Annotated in this window: 15 protein-coding genes; 6 read left to right on the forward strand and 9 right to left on the reverse strand. The window is 39.5% G+C overall.

All coding sequences use genetic code 11. The annotated features are described in order from the left end of the window. Window positions 1–154 precede the first annotated feature (154 nt). The 4 genes from C1A12_RS09765 to nfsA form a co-directional block, all read right to left on the reverse strand. Entirely contained in the window at window positions 155–643 is a 489-nt protein-coding gene (locus C1A12_RS09765; RefSeq protein ID WP_101843690.1) for a DUF456 domain-containing protein, read from the reverse strand. 98 nt (window positions 644–741) lie between these two features. Then, window positions 742–1,737, reverse strand: a complete 996-nt coding sequence (locus tag C1A12_RS09770; protein WP_101843691.1) for an aldo/keto reductase — start codon at window positions 1,735–1,737, stop codon at window positions 742–744. A gap of 112 nt (window positions 1,738–1,849) precedes the next feature. Further along, window positions 1,850–2,599, reverse strand: coding sequence for an NAD-dependent protein deacylase (locus C1A12_RS09775; RefSeq protein WP_373420466.1), 750 nt, complete (start codon window positions 2,597–2,599; stop codon window positions 1,850–1,852). Between the two features lie 16 nt (window positions 2,600–2,615). Beyond that, window positions 2,616–3,353 (reverse strand): oxygen-insensitive NADPH nitroreductase, encoded by a 738-nt coding sequence (gene nfsA, locus C1A12_RS09780; RefSeq protein ID WP_101843693.1) that lies wholly within the window; start codon window positions 3,351–3,353, stop codon window positions 2,616–2,618. Window positions 3,354–3,507: 154 nt separating this feature from the next. Between nfsA and C1A12_RS09785 the strand changes: the two genes are divergently transcribed. Further along, on the forward strand, window positions 3,508–3,861 hold the full coding sequence (locus C1A12_RS09785) for a hypothetical protein (RefSeq protein ID WP_101843694.1): 354 nt from the start codon (window positions 3,508–3,510) through the stop codon (window positions 3,859–3,861). Between the two features lie 100 nt (window positions 3,862–3,961). Then, window positions 3,962–5,977: a penicillin-binding transpeptidase domain-containing protein gene (locus tag C1A12_RS09790; RefSeq protein ID WP_101843695.1), complete on the forward strand. Its 2,016-nt coding sequence runs from the start codon at window positions 3,962–3,964 to the stop codon at window positions 5,975–5,977. Window positions 5,978–6,239: 262 nt separating this feature from the next. Here C1A12_RS09790 and C1A12_RS09795 read toward each other — a convergent pair whose 3' ends face one another. Together C1A12_RS09795 and C1A12_RS09800 are read right to left on the reverse strand one after the other, a co-directional pair. Beyond that, window positions 6,240–7,091: a DUF1206 domain-containing protein gene (locus C1A12_RS09795; protein ID WP_101843696.1), complete on the reverse strand. Its 852-nt coding sequence runs from the start codon at window positions 7,089–7,091 to the stop codon at window positions 6,240–6,242. Between the two features lie 357 nt (window positions 7,092–7,448). Beyond that, window positions 7,449–8,582, reverse strand: a complete 1,134-nt coding sequence (locus tag C1A12_RS09800) for an alcohol dehydrogenase catalytic domain-containing protein (RefSeq protein WP_101843697.1) — start codon at window positions 8,580–8,582, stop codon at window positions 7,449–7,451. Window positions 8,583–8,742: 160 nt separating this feature from the next. Here C1A12_RS09800 and C1A12_RS09805 point away from each other — a divergent pair, with 160 nt between their 5' ends. Next, window positions 8,743–9,669, forward strand: coding sequence for a manganese-dependent inorganic pyrophosphatase (locus C1A12_RS09805; protein ID WP_101843698.1), 927 nt, complete (start codon window positions 8,743–8,745; stop codon window positions 9,667–9,669). Between the two features lie 22 nt (window positions 9,670–9,691). Here the strand turns inward: C1A12_RS09805 and C1A12_RS09810 are convergent, their stop codons facing one another. Further along, window positions 9,692–10,285: a GNAT family N-acetyltransferase gene (locus C1A12_RS09810; RefSeq protein ID WP_101843699.1), complete on the reverse strand. Its 594-nt coding sequence runs from the start codon at window positions 10,283–10,285 to the stop codon at window positions 9,692–9,694. Window positions 10,286–10,411: 126 nt separating this feature from the next. Between C1A12_RS09810 and corA the strand changes: the two genes are divergently transcribed. Further along, window positions 10,412–11,362: a magnesium/cobalt transporter CorA gene (corA, locus tag C1A12_RS09815; RefSeq protein WP_101843700.1), complete on the forward strand. Its 951-nt coding sequence runs from the start codon at window positions 10,412–10,414 to the stop codon at window positions 11,360–11,362. A 233-nt stretch (window positions 11,363–11,595) separates the two neighbouring features. On the opposite strand, the gene C1A12_RS09820 is transcribed toward corA, so the two are convergent. After that, window positions 11,596–12,156, reverse strand: a complete 561-nt coding sequence (locus C1A12_RS09820) for an FAD-dependent oxidoreductase (RefSeq protein ID WP_101843701.1) — start codon at window positions 12,154–12,156, stop codon at window positions 11,596–11,598. A gap of 221 nt (window positions 12,157–12,377) precedes the next feature. After that, window positions 12,378–12,710: a hypothetical protein gene (locus C1A12_RS09825; RefSeq protein ID WP_101843702.1), complete on the reverse strand. Its 333-nt coding sequence runs from the start codon at window positions 12,708–12,710 to the stop codon at window positions 12,378–12,380. Between the two features lie 147 nt (window positions 12,711–12,857). On the opposite strand from C1A12_RS09825, the gene C1A12_RS09830 reads away from it, so the two are divergent. Beyond that, window positions 12,858–13,388, forward strand: a complete 531-nt coding sequence (locus C1A12_RS09830; protein ID WP_101843703.1) for an HD domain-containing protein — start codon at window positions 12,858–12,860, stop codon at window positions 13,386–13,388. A gap of 11 nt (window positions 13,389–13,399) precedes the next feature. After that, window positions 13,400–13,621 carry a hypothetical protein gene (locus C1A12_RS09835; RefSeq protein ID WP_101843704.1) on the forward strand — a complete coding sequence of 74 codons (222 nt, stop codon included), beginning with the start codon at window positions 13,400–13,402 and terminating at the stop codon, window positions 13,619–13,621. The last annotated feature ends 41 nt before the right edge of the window (window positions 13,622–13,662 follow it).

Genomic DNA, 13,662 nt, shown 5'->3' on the forward strand with positions numbered 1-13,662 from the left:
CTTTTTGTTACCCATGGAAGCTGAGGATCTCGAGGAAAAAGCGAAGTGGTTTGACGGAGCGAAGGTAAAAATCATTACTGGCCCATAAATAATCCGAACTGATTCATTAGAATCGTTCGGATTATTTTTTGTTTTATAAAGTTCCAGTCTCTTCTCAATGAAATAACCACACTTCTATGATGAACCATATAATCATAAACAGCTGGATGATAATTTTTGCCAGGCTTCCGCTTAAGAATCCAAATAAAGAACCAACAGCGGCTTTTCCCGCTTCCTCGGCAGATTTTTTTTGTAATAACTCGACAATTAATACTGTAGTAAATGGGATAATTATAATGCCGAACGGTGGTATTATAAATGATCCAATGATTACACCAACCGCAGCCGCACGTTCCCCCCATTTGCTTCCGCCATATTTTTTTACAAAATAGCTGTTCGCAATGATATCAGAAACAATCAACAAAATTGTTAACACAATCATCGCTAACCAAAATACAAGGCTTAAACGCTCCCCATCAATTAGGAACTGGTAAGCTAAAAAACCACCCCAAATGACTAAAGGTCCAGGAATAATGGGGAAAATCAAACTGGCGAAGCTTGCGATAAACAGCAGGATAATAACAATCCATACGAGCAAATCCAATACAGTTTCCTCCTTCTCATCGAACGCTACAATTAAGTACATATAGTTTATCAGAAAGGAAAAGCCCGAGCTTGGCAAACAGCCCGGGCTTTCTCAGTTTAAATATCTTGTTTGGTCGGAGGAGCCATGAATTCAGGTCCTACAGGGTCTTTAATATTATTCGTGAGAATGGTGTCAATTTCCTGCATTGTATCCTGGTCGATTGTAAAGTCGGTTACTTCTTCTACAGGATCCAGTTGGTCCGGGCGTCTCCCTCCCAAGAGAGCGATCCCTGAACCGGGCTGTTCAAGCACCCACTTAATAGCTAAATGAATAACTCGTTTACCAAATCGATTCTGGGCTAAATGATCTAATTGTTCAACCGCATTTAAATACTGAGCAAAACGCGGCTGTTGAAATTTAGGATCATTATTTCTTAGGTCGTCGCCTTCAAAGGAGCTGTTGGATGACATTTTGCCAGATAGTAATCCTCTGCATAGCGAACCGTAAGAGATTGTAGTAATATTATGCTTCTGGGTATAAGGTAGAATATCTTTTTCGATTTCACGCTCAAACAAATTATAAGGAGGCTGCAGGGTATGAATCGGGGCAGCTTCTCTAAAAATGTCCATTTGTTCTGGTGAGAAATTGCTGACTCCTATGGCTCTGATTTTCCCTTGTTTGTATAAATACTGAAGAGCCTCTGCGGTTTCATGCAATGGAGTTAACGGGTCCGGCCAATGGACTTGATAGACATCTATATAATCTACTTGTAGTCGTCTAAGGGAATCCTCGATTTCTTGATGAATTCTTTCTTTTGTTCCGTTTCGAAAAGGCTGTTCGTTTTCCCAGTCAATTGCAACCTTGGTCGCAAGGAGAATATTTTCTCGATTTCCGTATTGTTGTATTGCTTTCCCGATAATTTCTTCTGCTTGTCCAAATCCATATACAGGGGCAGTATCAATAAAGTTTATTCCTTTATCTAAAGCTGTGTGAATTGTTTTAATAGATTGGTTCTCGTCTGTACCGCCCCACATCCAGCCGCCGATTGCCCAGGTGCCCAGGCCAATGCGACTGGCGTTTAAGTCGGATTGACGGATGTTTAGATGTTCCACTTACAAAACCTCCAAGTTTAAATAGTTTCATAAGGACTCTACCCTGAACAATAAACACTTAACCTTCCACCGTACGATAGGTTGAACTTGAGGTTGGAAATAATGAGACTTGTTAATATGTGGCCGCGTTCTTTAACTCTTTCTTCAACGGAGGAAGGAGTCTGTTTAAATCGCCTAAAATTACTTCATCAAACAAATAATCCTTTATAGTGGGTTCGTTATTTATTAAGATAGATGGAATCCCCTGGTTCCTTGCATACTCAGGTAAAAAGCTGAACGGAGTTACCTTAAGTGAAGTACCAAGCACGAGCAGACAGTCAGCCTGATCAATGACTGCTTCTGCTTCATCATGTGCGGTAATTAAATCTCCGAACAACACTACATTTGGTTTTAATATTGTTGTACATCCTTCACATCGAGGGATTTCATCTGCCAGTACATAATCCATAGAATAAGCTTTTTGACAGTATGGACAAGTCGCTTTGTCCAAAGACCCGTGGTATTCTATAATTCTTGAGCTTCCGGCCTTCTCATGTAATCCATCTACATTCTGAGTAATAATAGAAACTTGACGGCTGCCTGATTCTAATTCATTAATAAAGTAGTGGACGAAGTTAGGCTCATATTGCTTTAATAACTTTACACGAAAAATTTGTTTGTACTTCTTCCAAAAATCAACGGGGTCATAGAAGAAATATTCGTTAGACATATAATCTTCTCTAGTTAAATCTTGAGACCATAATCCATCATTTGAACGAAAATCAGGAATGCCGCTTGCTGTGGAAACACCAGCTCCAGTTAAAACGACTAATTTTTGCGAACGAGCAAGTTCTTCTGCTGCTCTTATTAATTGCTCTCTCATCATAACACCATTCTTTCTAGCGTTTGTTGAACCCTTTCTTCTGAACAAGGTCTGTTACATCCATCCGGATAGTTTTAGAGAAACGTCGGTGCATCTGTGCTGTCCATGTATCCTTGCGGCTGTTTTCTGATCTCGTTTGATAATAAGAAGCAATTTTATCATCAAATGCTTGGACGATATCATCGTGAGCTTCATACTTATTCTCAAAATAGACAGCAGACTTAGGAAGGCGCGGCTTACGTTCTGGTTGATGGGCTGGGACACCGACAGCCATCCCAAATAGCGGGATTACATGCTGAGGTAACGATAACAATTCGTCAACACGGGCTAAATCATTACGCAAGCTTCCTAAATAACAGATGCCCAGCCCCATAGATTCGGCAGCAATGGCAGCATTCTGGGCTGCTAAGGCAGCATCTATAGCAGAAACGAGGAAGTGTTCGCTGTTTTCCAGGTTTTCTATCATTTGGTTAAACATTTCTTGTGATGCTGTGTGAGTCTGACGGTGCAGATCAGCACAGAACACTAACAAATGACCGTTGTTCTTAACGTAAGACTGGCCGCTTACTTCAGCAAGTGCAGCTTTTATTTGTGGGTCTGTTACCCCAATAATAGTGTAGGCCATCATGTAGCTTGATGTGGATGCCTGCTGAGCTGATTGGATAATGCAATTCACTTGTTCATTGGTAAGCTTCGTATTCTTAAATTCACGAATACTGCGATGGTTGAGAAGAGTTTTAATTGTTTCGTTCATCATTCGCACTCCTTTGCTTCTTTCGTTGATAGAATAACATAATCGAAGCATAAAAATCTCCTGCTGAAATTATTAATCACTTTAAAGGAATTCTGTCGATTGAGGTAGAACTAATATATAACGAGCGTAAGGATGAAAGAAGGGACTGGGGATCATGACGAATGTTTATAACTTTGAGAAATTCAAATCAAAAAAAGAAATAAGAAAAGTTACCCAGGAAAATATTGTTTATGAGATTTATCTTACAACCGTGAAATACGTGCTTCGGTACAGCATATTTGAAAGTGAGGATCTTGAAAAGCCAATCACAACGGAATCGTCTCTCAATTATTTATTTAATGGCAGTCCTGAGAGATTTTCAAAAGCCTTCAATGGACTGGCCGATTATTGGAATATTGATATTGATTCAACAGGGCTCTATCCTACGGGTAAGGAATTTCAGGTTTTTCCAACTGTTGGACACTTGTGTATTTTCATTGAGGGAAAGATTAAGTACTCTGATGCATGATAAACTTTCGCTTTTTTATTAAGTGTAATGTTTTTATCTGAAGATGGGATTACTATATAATAAAGGAAACGTTTAAAAAGGGAAAAATAAGGAGGATATCATGAAATACTTTAAAGGTTGTATCCTTATTTCTTCTTTTATAGTGCTTATGGGCTGCTCTGATCAGCCAGACCCAGAGAATACGGTAGAGGACTATATGGAAGCATGGGAAAACGAAGATTTCGGTGAAATGTATGAATTGCTGAGTGAAGAGTCAAAAGAACAGATAAGTCAAGAAGATTTCGAGGAAAGGTACACGGCCATTTATGATGGAATAGAGATGAATAATCTGTCGATTACATATGAATCCTCCGAAGAAGAACAAGATTATGATAAAGAAGATACTCCTTCCTACAATTATGAAGTGGGCATGGAAACACTTGCAGGGCAGTTAGATTTTTCTCATACTGCTGAATTGGTTTATGAAGAAGGAGAAGATGAAAGCAGCTGGGCCATGGAATGGGATCCTTCTATGATTTTTGCAGGAATGGAAGAAGGAGATACGGTCAGCGCTGAATCCATTGCTGCTGAAAGAGGTGAGATTCTGGATGTAAATGGGGAGCCTCTAGCTGAAAATGGGTCAATGCAGCAGGTTGGTCTTGTTCCAGAAAGAGTAGAAGGAGAGGAAGATGAGGTTAAAGAAAAGTTGGCTGAAATATTAAATACTTCAGTAGAATATATTGATAGTCAGCTTGACCAGGCATGGGTACAGTCTTCATCTTTTGTTCCGGTTGGTTCTGTTGCCAATAATGATGAGGAAAAAATTGCAGATATTAAAGAATTAAGCGGTACACAATTTCAGGAAACCGATGCACGTGTCTACCCAGCCGGGGAGGCTGCCGCACATATTATAGGTTATGTAGACGACATTACCGGTGAGCAGTTAGAAGAAAAAAGCGAGGAAGGATACACAGCCCATGATCAAATAGGTCAAACAGGCTTAGAAAGTGTATTAGAAGATCAGTTACGTGGCAAAGCCGGAGGCAAGGTTACAATTGTAAATGAAAATGACGAGGAAAAAGAAGTACTGGCCGAGAGAGAGCCCACCAACGGAAAAGATGTGGAGCTTACCATCGATCGTGAAGTACAGGAAGCCATCTATGGAGAAATGGACGGGGAGTCAGGTTCTTCAGCAGCTCTGGATCCTAAAACAGGGGAAGTAAAAGCACTGGTTAGCTCACCTGCCTATGATCCTAATGAGTTTATTTTAGGAATAAGCGGAGAAAGAAGAAATGAGTTGCAGGAACAGGAAGGTGCCCCATTAAGGAACAAATTTAGCTCAACCTACTCACCAGGCTCCACTTTTAAACCAATTACGGCTGCTATCGGGCTCGAGACTGGAGATATAGATCCTGACTCAGAAATGACAATTGAAGGCAAGTCCTATACAAAAGACGGCTGGGGAAACTATTCAGTTTCCAGAGTAGAAGGCGCGAATGTAGATAATAGCGTGAATCTACGTGATGCATTAGTCCGTTCAGATAATATTTACTTTGCCCGCTCCATTATGGAAATTGGTGGAGAAACATTTTTGGAAGAATCTAAAAAGTTTGGGTTCGCAGAAGATTTGCCTTTTTCTTATCCGATCAGTGCCTCTCAGATAATAAATGAAGAGGAATTTGACAGTGAACCTTTACTTGCGGATACTGGGTATGGACAGGGCCAGGTACAAATGAGCCCGCTTCATTTAGCTGTTTCGTATACTCCTTTTATTACCGGCGGGGATCTGATAAAACCCACTCTGACATCTGAGGAAGAACCTGAACAAGTGTGGAAAGAGAGTATAATAAGTGAAGAGACAGCTTCTATAATTACCGAGGATCTTCAGGAAGTTGTAAATGATTCTGAGGGATCGGCTTACGAACCGAGACTTGAAGGGCTGACTTTAGCCGGCAAAACGGGAACAGCAGAATTAAAACAGTCTCTTGAGGATGAAAATGCCCAGGAGAATGGCTGGTTCATTGCTTGGGATACTGAGGCAGAGGATTTAGTCATATCTATGATGGTCGAGGATGTAGAGAATGGAAGCGGAGATGTTGTGCCGTTAGTAAAGAATGTATTTGAGGAATTAAAATAACACTTTTATGAGCATCAAGCAGGGAAGTCTTCCTGATACTTGATGCTTTTTTTTGGTCATGTATATATGGTTAATAGATTATGTGAACTAGTTAGTTATGGGTATGATTCGTTCAATTTTAAAAGGCTGGCTATTTTTAAGTCATGAGGACATTTCAAACAATATATTCTTCTCTAATTAGTAGCCCTAAGCTGAATCTTCTTTTATAAAGTGGAGGGTGTAAATAAAGAAAGCAGGGACAAAAAGTTCTAAGGACTGCTTTTTATTTACCAAAACTCATTCTTTCATATCGGCCTCTGGTTATTTCGTAAACGCCATAAAGGGTTAAACCAAGTGCAGTAATTCCTAGTAACCACTGTCCAAAAGGCTGTTGAGAAACTTCGGCGAGTGCGCCGTCTAAACCTTTTGCTTCACCTGGATTAGACGATAGCGCGGTTTGTATAAAAAAGATTCCAATAAGAGCCAGGACAACGCCTCTTGAAATTAAACCTATTTTTCCTGATTTTTCTGCTGCTTTTCTCTCATGTTCATTCATTTTCTGGAGATTAAATTTCCCTAAAAATTTTTTCGTCATACCACTATATAATTCAAAGAGTCCATAACCAACAATTATAGCTCCTATACCACTGACCAGCCAGGGACCGAATGGCTGGCGCAACAGCATGGCTGACATCGTTTGTTCCGCATTTCTTTCTCCGCTCCCGGCATGCATGGCTATTTGGAAAGCATTAAGAGCAAGACCTCCGTAAATACCAGCTCCAATAATATAACCAATGCGAGTAATCATTCCGCTCACACTTTTTCCAAGGTTTGATGTATTAAATACCGATTTAATAATTACCCAAGCTATATATCCAATCAGTCCTGTTCCAATTATCCAAAGTAAAACTTCTCCCATAGGGATGGAAGCGAGGGATTGGAAAAGTCCTTTTGTACCCTGAGCTTTCCCTCCTGCACCTATGGAAGCCATGAATGCAAGTAAGCCTAACATGGTGTAGACAGAGCCTTTCACCATATGCCCAAAACGGCCGAACCTTCGAAGCCATGGTTTGAGTTCTTCTGACGGCTCCCCTTGTTCAAATTTACTTTTTTCTTTTGCTAGGGTTGTGCTCATATTTCAATGCTCCTTTATCCATAATTAACAGCTTAGTTGTTAATTTCCATTTCCCTAATTTAGCGGTTACAAACAAAAAAGGTTGGGGCAAAACAGAATAAAGCATAAAATAATCCGAACGATTTTGAAATCAGTTCGGATTATTTATTTAGTAATAAAGTATTTTGTGGGCACGGTCTCAGCTTCCTTGAAAAAGCAAAGAACGCTTTCCTGCGGGACCTTCGACTCGCGCTGTTCCCACGTGAGCCTTAAGCATTTTGACTATGCTGATGATGCGTTTATATCTTATTTAATTTTTATTGTTCGTTTTTGACTGTCATTGCTGGTATGTCTGAGTAAGCCGCTTTATGGTAACGATTAAGGTTTCAAAATCACTTTAATGTTACCGTCTTCTTTTTTATCAAAAATGTCGTATCCTTTTGCAGCTTCCTCCAAATCAAGAGAGTGGGTAATTATATCAGTGGGGTCAAATTCTTTATTTTCTACCATTTCATAAAGTTTAGGCATTAAATGAATCACTGGAGCCTGGCCCATCTTCAGCGAGATATTCCGGCTGAAGAAATCTCCAAGAGGGAAGCCGTTTGCTTCTGTACCGTAGACTCCGGTCAACTGAACTGTTCCAAATTTACGTACTGCTTGTGAAGCAGTAACAATCGGGCTGATAGTACCGAACTGATTATCATGATTAGAACCGAATTCTTCTCCTGGAGAGACAGTTCCATCCATACCTACACAATCTATAATGACATCTGCCCCGCCTTTTGTCTCTTCAAATAGTAAAGCACCGATTTCGTCAAAATTTTTAAAGTTATAAGTTTCTACGTTATTTGTTCGACCGGCATGCTGTAACCGGTGGTCTACTTGATCAACAGCTATTACTCGTTCCGCCCCTTTTAAAGAAGCGAATTTTTGAGTCATCAACCCTATTGGACCACTTCCTAAGACTATGACGGTATCTCCTTTCTTTACGCCACTGTTCTCAACGCTCCAATAGGCTGTTGGAATAACGTCTGAAAGGAATAAAACTTGTTCATCATTCAGTTCACTTTCCTCTGGAACTTTAAAGGAAGTAAAGTCAGCGTAAGGAACCCTTAAATATTCGGCTTGTCCACCCGGATAGTCCCCAAAAGGTTCCGTGAAGCCAAATAAACCGCCGGAATCACTATGAGGATTGGATTCATCACACTGACTCTCCATTTGATTTTTACAGAAAAAACATTCCCCGCAGCCAATATTAAAAGGGATGACAACTCGGTCTCCCTTCTTTAAACTTTTTACATTATTACCGGTTTCTTCAACAATACCCATGGGTTCATGACCAACAATGTAATCATGCTGCGGTTCTATTCCTCCTTTATACAAGTGAAGGTCAGACCCGCAGATCCCGCTTGCTGTAATTCTTACGATCATATCATCCCCTGATTGAACTGAGGGAACAGGCATATCTTTTACAATCATTTTTTCTTTTCCTTGATAAGTTACAGCTTTCATAGATGTCACATCCTTTGTTACATGTTTACTGGTCTATTGCCAATTTTTAGATGTTTTAAACGATAGATTTTGAAGGAGCAGTCATAGACGAAGAAAGTATTTTCCCTTATAATCGAAACTGGAGTTGAATTACATAATGATAGGTAAAGGAGAGATGAGCATGGCGAAAAAATTAGTTTTTGGACATAAAAATCCAGATACGGATACAATTTGTTCAGCAGTTGTTTATGCCGAATTGAAAAATAAACTAGGGGAGGACGTAGAGGCCGTTCGTCTTGGAGAAGTGAACAGCGAAACGCAATTTGCGCTGGACCACTTCCATGTTAAGGCTCCGAGATTGGTGAACAGCGTGAGTAAGGAAGTAGAGCAGGTTATTCTTGTGGACCACAATGAACGTCAGCAAAGCGTAGATGATATTGATGAGGTTCAGGTTACGGAAGTAATTGACCATCACAGAATCGCTAACTTTGAAACGAATGGTCCTCTTTATTATCGTGCAGAACCTGTTGGGTGTACGGCTACTATTTTGCTGAAAATGTTTAAAGAAAAAGAACAGGAAGTTTCGAAGCATACAGCAGGATTATTATTATCTTCAATTATCTCAGATTCTCTGCTTTTTAAATCACCAACTTGTACTGAGGAAGACATTGAAGCTGCGAAAGAGTTGGAAGCTATTGCAGGAGTCGACGCAGAATCTTATGGTCTCGACATGCTTAAGGCTGGAGCAGATATTAGCAGTTCTTCAGCCGAAGAGCTTCTCACTATGGATGCAAAAGAATTCTCTATGGGGGAGGCTAAGGTCGAAATAGCACAGGTGAACACTGTAGATACACAAGAAGTATTGCAGCGGAAAGCTGAAATCACAAAATCTATTCAAGAAGTAGTCACTGCTAAGTCACTTGACTTATTTGTGTTTGTTATTACAGACATTCTTACTAATGACTCTACTGTTATCGCTATTGGCGACAAAGCCACTGCTGTTAACGAAGCGTTTGGAGTGCAGCTTACGGATAATCAGGCAGTTCTCCCGGGACTTGTCTCCCGTAAGAAACAAATTGTACCTCCTTTAAATGAACAGCTTGACTAATGATGTGAAGCAGGGAAAGCCTCTACTTAAAGAGCCTTTCCCTGCTTTTTAACTGTTCCCATTCTTCTCTTAAAATTCCCATGCGTATGGAGTCATAATATTTTCCTTCATAAATTCTGCACTTACGTAAACGGCCTTCCAACTTCATACCTAACTTTTCACCTACTCTCATCATCCTTTGATTCTTCGACCAGGTGGTCAGTCCGACTCGGGCTATCGGAAAGCTTGCAAACATATGCTCAATCCACAGCCGCAAAGCTTCCGTACCATATCCCCCGCTCCAGTAGGCCGGGGAGTAAATCCCGATCCCCACCTCCAGCCATAAAGATGGTTTGTGTTCCCAATAATAGGAAACTGTCCCTATGAGCGAACTATTCACTTCAATAATTAATCTCGAATCGGGTTCACCATTCCTTAACCGTTCGATTCTTGCATGCTCATGACTACGATAAGTCTCGAGTGTATGGGGTTCTAACGGATAATAGGGGGCATCCCATTTCTTCCACTCTGGATCAGCCTTACCGTATATTAATTGATATAACTCGGGGATGTCATGATCTGTAATACTTCTTAATTGTAAGGTATCACCTTTCAGCAATGTTTTAACAGCACTCATTTAAATTATTCCCCCCTTATTAGGGTTTGTTTATCTTATCCTATCATAATAAGAAGCCGTTTGTATGTTTGAGTTGTACAGATTCGGGTAATTTAAGTTCGTAAGGAAAGAAGAAGGTGATCGGTAATGTTAAGAATTTATGGATACTCTCGCGTTGAAGGACTGCTCTCCTTCAATAATCTTAAGGAGATAAATCACGCTTCACTTGATTGGTATTGGGTGGATCTTGAAAAACCTTCAAAGAACGAAGTGAATTATTTAACTTCTTATTTTAATTTTCATCCTCTCGCTGTTGAAGACTGTCTTCATGATTTGCAGCGTCCGAAGCTGGATTATTATGAGGATCATACTTTTTTTGTTTTTCATGCTTTACATAAAAAAAGCCTGGATCGAAGTGAGATCAATTTGTTTTTAGGGGATGGCTTTGTCGTAACCTTTCATAAACAACCATCCTCGGAAATAGAAGCAGTTGAGCGGCTTCTAATAAAGAACCAGTCTGACAATGTAATAGATGAGTATTTTGTTCTTTATCAGCTTCTGGATAAAGTTGTCGACCAATACTTTCCCATTGTTTATGATATTGAAGATCATATCAATGAAATTGAAGACAATACGAGGAAACTTTCTATGGAACAACTGCTTGAAGAACTATTTGACCGAAGAAGTGAACTGCTGAAAATTCGTCAAACTGTCCACCCGATGAGAGATTTACTGTATCGAATGCTGAATACTCATCATCTTGACGGAGTAAAAGAACGGAAAGAATATTTTATCGATATATATGATCACTTAATTAAAGTCGCTGAAATCGTTGGTTCAAATCGGGAAATGACCCAAGATATACGAGACAGTTATTTGTCATTAAACTCTCATCAAACCAATCGTACAATGCAAATACTTACTGTCATTTCAGTAATTTTTATGCCCTTAACTTTTATTGCAGGGGTTTATGGCATGAATTTTGTAAATATGCCTGAGCTCAGTACGCAATACGGATATTTTGTGGTATGGGTCGTAATGATTGCAATGGCTGTTACAATGATATTCTGGTTTAAGAAAAAAGGCTGGTTTGATTAAAAGGAAGGGGATAAAACTGAATAAAGCAAATAATAATCCGAACGATTCTATTACAATCAGTTCGGATTATTAAGTATCAAAAAAGGATTTATTGCTCCGTCAAAATACTTTGCTTTCGTCACTGGATTATTAAGCAATTTGGCTGCGCTGATGATCTGTGCTTATACGACTCAACTTTTATTGTTCGTTTTTAGCTATTATATAACTTTATTTATTTCACAGCTTCTTTTAAATTACTTTAATATGTCATGATCCACGTAACGTTCTCCATTTAATTCACTTACAATATTGACGGCGACTTTAGCTCCATCTCCTGCAGTAATAATTGTATGAACACTTACCCCGGCGATGGTACCCGCAGCCCATATTTTTCTTCGGTTTGTCCGTCCATCCTGATCTACATTAATTACTTTAGCTACACGGGGTTCAGAACCATCACTAATAGATAGCCCTGCTTCCTCAGCCAGTTTTGCGGACATCCCGCTTGCAAAGATGATATGATCGGCCTCAAAGCTTTGTTGATCTGTTTCCAAGGTATAATAATCATCAGTTTCTTTTATGGAATTAACATTTTCTTTAACTAGTTGGGCTCCATGTTTCACAGCCTGTCTCTGGCCTTTTTCTAATAATTCAGGACCTTCAACCTCATCTGCTCCATAATGATTTTCGATCCAGGCTTTAGCTGTAATGCTTTTACCATTATCGAAAAAGACGACGTTTTTTCCGGCTTTAGCAGCGAATAGTGCTGCACTGGCACCTGCAGGTCCTGCTCCTATAATGGCTATATCATACATATTCAGCACTCCTTTATTAAATAGATCTATGTTGATTATACAGAAAATTCAATTAAATATAAATCTCCAACCAAAAACCCTGCATTAGCGCAGGGTTGGTTGTTAAGGAAGAGAACAGAAAATATGCCAAACCTCCTCTCGTTTTGGTTTCTGCGTGGGAGAACACGGCATTTATGTTATTTTTTCTGGTGAGAGCCTTTGTTGTAAACTTCAGGCTGTCATTAAACAGAGATCGATGTTTCGCTGTTTATATGAGCTTCATAATGCTGAGAGCGTATACTGATGTCAGCAATACATCCTTCACATTCAGCCAGTATGGTCTCGAACACTTCATCAACATTTTCTCCGTCAATAATCATTAAAGCAGGCTGGTCAATATCTACGTATAAAAAAAAGGACAATAATTTAGTTAAGTGACCAGCATCAGCAATTAAATGATTCTGATGCAAGTAGATATTTCTATTGTTTTCAGTGGAATGTTTATAAATATTAATGATTTGATCAGTAGATAAAGGACGATTTAAATGTAAGTGATAAGAGGATAATTGGCTCATCCTTTTCACCTCCTGTTAGAAAGTATCTTAATATAACACTACCCCTCCTTGATTATCGATAAACCTTAACGGCTCCTTTATAATCATTCCGGTAACTTGTAGCGAAGAAGGGAGAATGGTATATTTTTTGAAAAGAGAGGTGATCGTATGTCTGTAGTGACCCTGGTTGATGTTTTTAAACATCGTATAACGCAGAAATACTTGAGGAGATCAGGTATTCACCATGCAGTAACAGTAGCACAGCATGCTTTTAAGCTTGCTGTTGCAGCTGGCATATCTCCTGACTTAGCAGCTAAGTCTGCTTTATTGCATGATATTGGCCATTACGAATGGTATAAAGATGGTAAATGGGATTATGAAGAATATCGTAAGCATGATATCCATGCCATTAAAGGTGCTGAACGGGCTCACAAATTGTTAATAAGACTGGGTGAGGACCGCCTGGCAGCAAAAGAAGTATCTTTAGCCGTTCTGCTGCACACAGATAGTTATCTGCCCTTTTCTTTAACTACTTTGCGCACCCCGCTTCAAAAGGTGGTAGAAGAGGCGGACCGAATGGATGAGCAGCCGCATGGTCTTCATCATTACAACAATATGTCTCCTAGTGAGGCGGTTAGACTGCTGCATCAATTAGATATGAAAATATCAGACTATTACGAAAATAATCCGAAGGTATAAGAGCACACATAATGAACGTTAAGGTCGCATATTTTAATTTTGTGGTTTTTATTAAACTGCATGATTTGCCAGGTTATGAAAGAAAGGAAAGAGGCCTTATGACGATTCATTTTTTTATTTATACAATTGACGTATCCGTCTCAAAGAAGAATGGAAAGCCGGGGAGAAGGATTAACAAAGAATGGGAAGATCAATTATTAAATCGGAAAGCAGCCTATCGTAATTTATATTAATATTAAATCCTCTTCCGTTAACAGCGGGAGAGGATCTTTTA

It is taken from the genome of Halobacillus sp. Marseille-P3879 (assembly GCF_900240285.1).
GTDB lineage: Bacteria > Bacillota > Bacilli > Bacillales > Halobacillaceae > Halobacillus_A.

Excerpts from the sequence above, each read along its gene's own strand:
- C1A12_RS09775 (WP_373420466.1), bottom strand. The coding sequence starts at position 2,599 with ATGAGAGAGCAATTAATAAGAGCAGCAGAAGAACTTGCTCGTTCGCAA.
- nfsA (WP_101843693.1), bottom strand. The coding sequence starts at position 3,353 with ATGAACGAAACAATTAAAACTCTTCTCAACCATCGCAGTATTCGTGAA.
- C1A12_RS09785 (WP_101843694.1), top strand. The coding sequence starts at position 3,508 with ATGACGAATGTTTATAACTTTGAGAAATTCAAATCAAAAAAAGAAATA.
- C1A12_RS09790 (WP_101843695.1), top strand. The coding sequence starts at position 3,962 with ATGAAATACTTTAAAGGTTGTATCCTTATTTCTTCTTTTATAGTGCTT.
- C1A12_RS09795 (WP_101843696.1), bottom strand. The coding sequence starts at position 7,091 with ATGAGCACAACCCTAGCAAAAGAAAAAAGTAAATTTGAACAAGGGGAG.
- C1A12_RS09800 (WP_101843697.1), bottom strand. The coding sequence starts at position 8,582 with ATGAAAGCTGTAACTTATCAAGGAAAAGAAAAAATGATTGTAAAAGAT.
- C1A12_RS09805 (WP_101843698.1), top strand. The coding sequence starts at position 8,743 with ATGGCGAAAAAATTAGTTTTTGGACATAAAAATCCAGATACGGATACA.
- C1A12_RS09810 (WP_101843699.1), bottom strand. The coding sequence starts at position 10,285 with ATGAGTGCTGTTAAAACATTGCTGAAAGGTGATACCTTACAATTAAGA.
- corA (WP_101843700.1), top strand. The coding sequence starts at position 10,412 with ATGTTAAGAATTTATGGATACTCTCGCGTTGAAGGACTGCTCTCCTTC.
- C1A12_RS09820 (WP_101843701.1), bottom strand. The coding sequence starts at position 12,156 with ATGTATGATATAGCCATTATAGGAGCAGGACCTGCAGGTGCCAGTGCA.
- C1A12_RS09825 (WP_101843702.1), bottom strand. The coding sequence starts at position 12,710 with ATGAGCCAATTATCCTCTTATCACTTACATTTAAATCGTCCTTTATCT.
- C1A12_RS09830 (WP_101843703.1), top strand. The coding sequence starts at position 12,858 with ATGTCTGTAGTGACCCTGGTTGATGTTTTTAAACATCGTATAACGCAG.
- C1A12_RS09835 (WP_101843704.1), top strand. The coding sequence starts at position 13,400 with ATGAACGTTAAGGTCGCATATTTTAATTTTGTGGTTTTTATTAAACTG.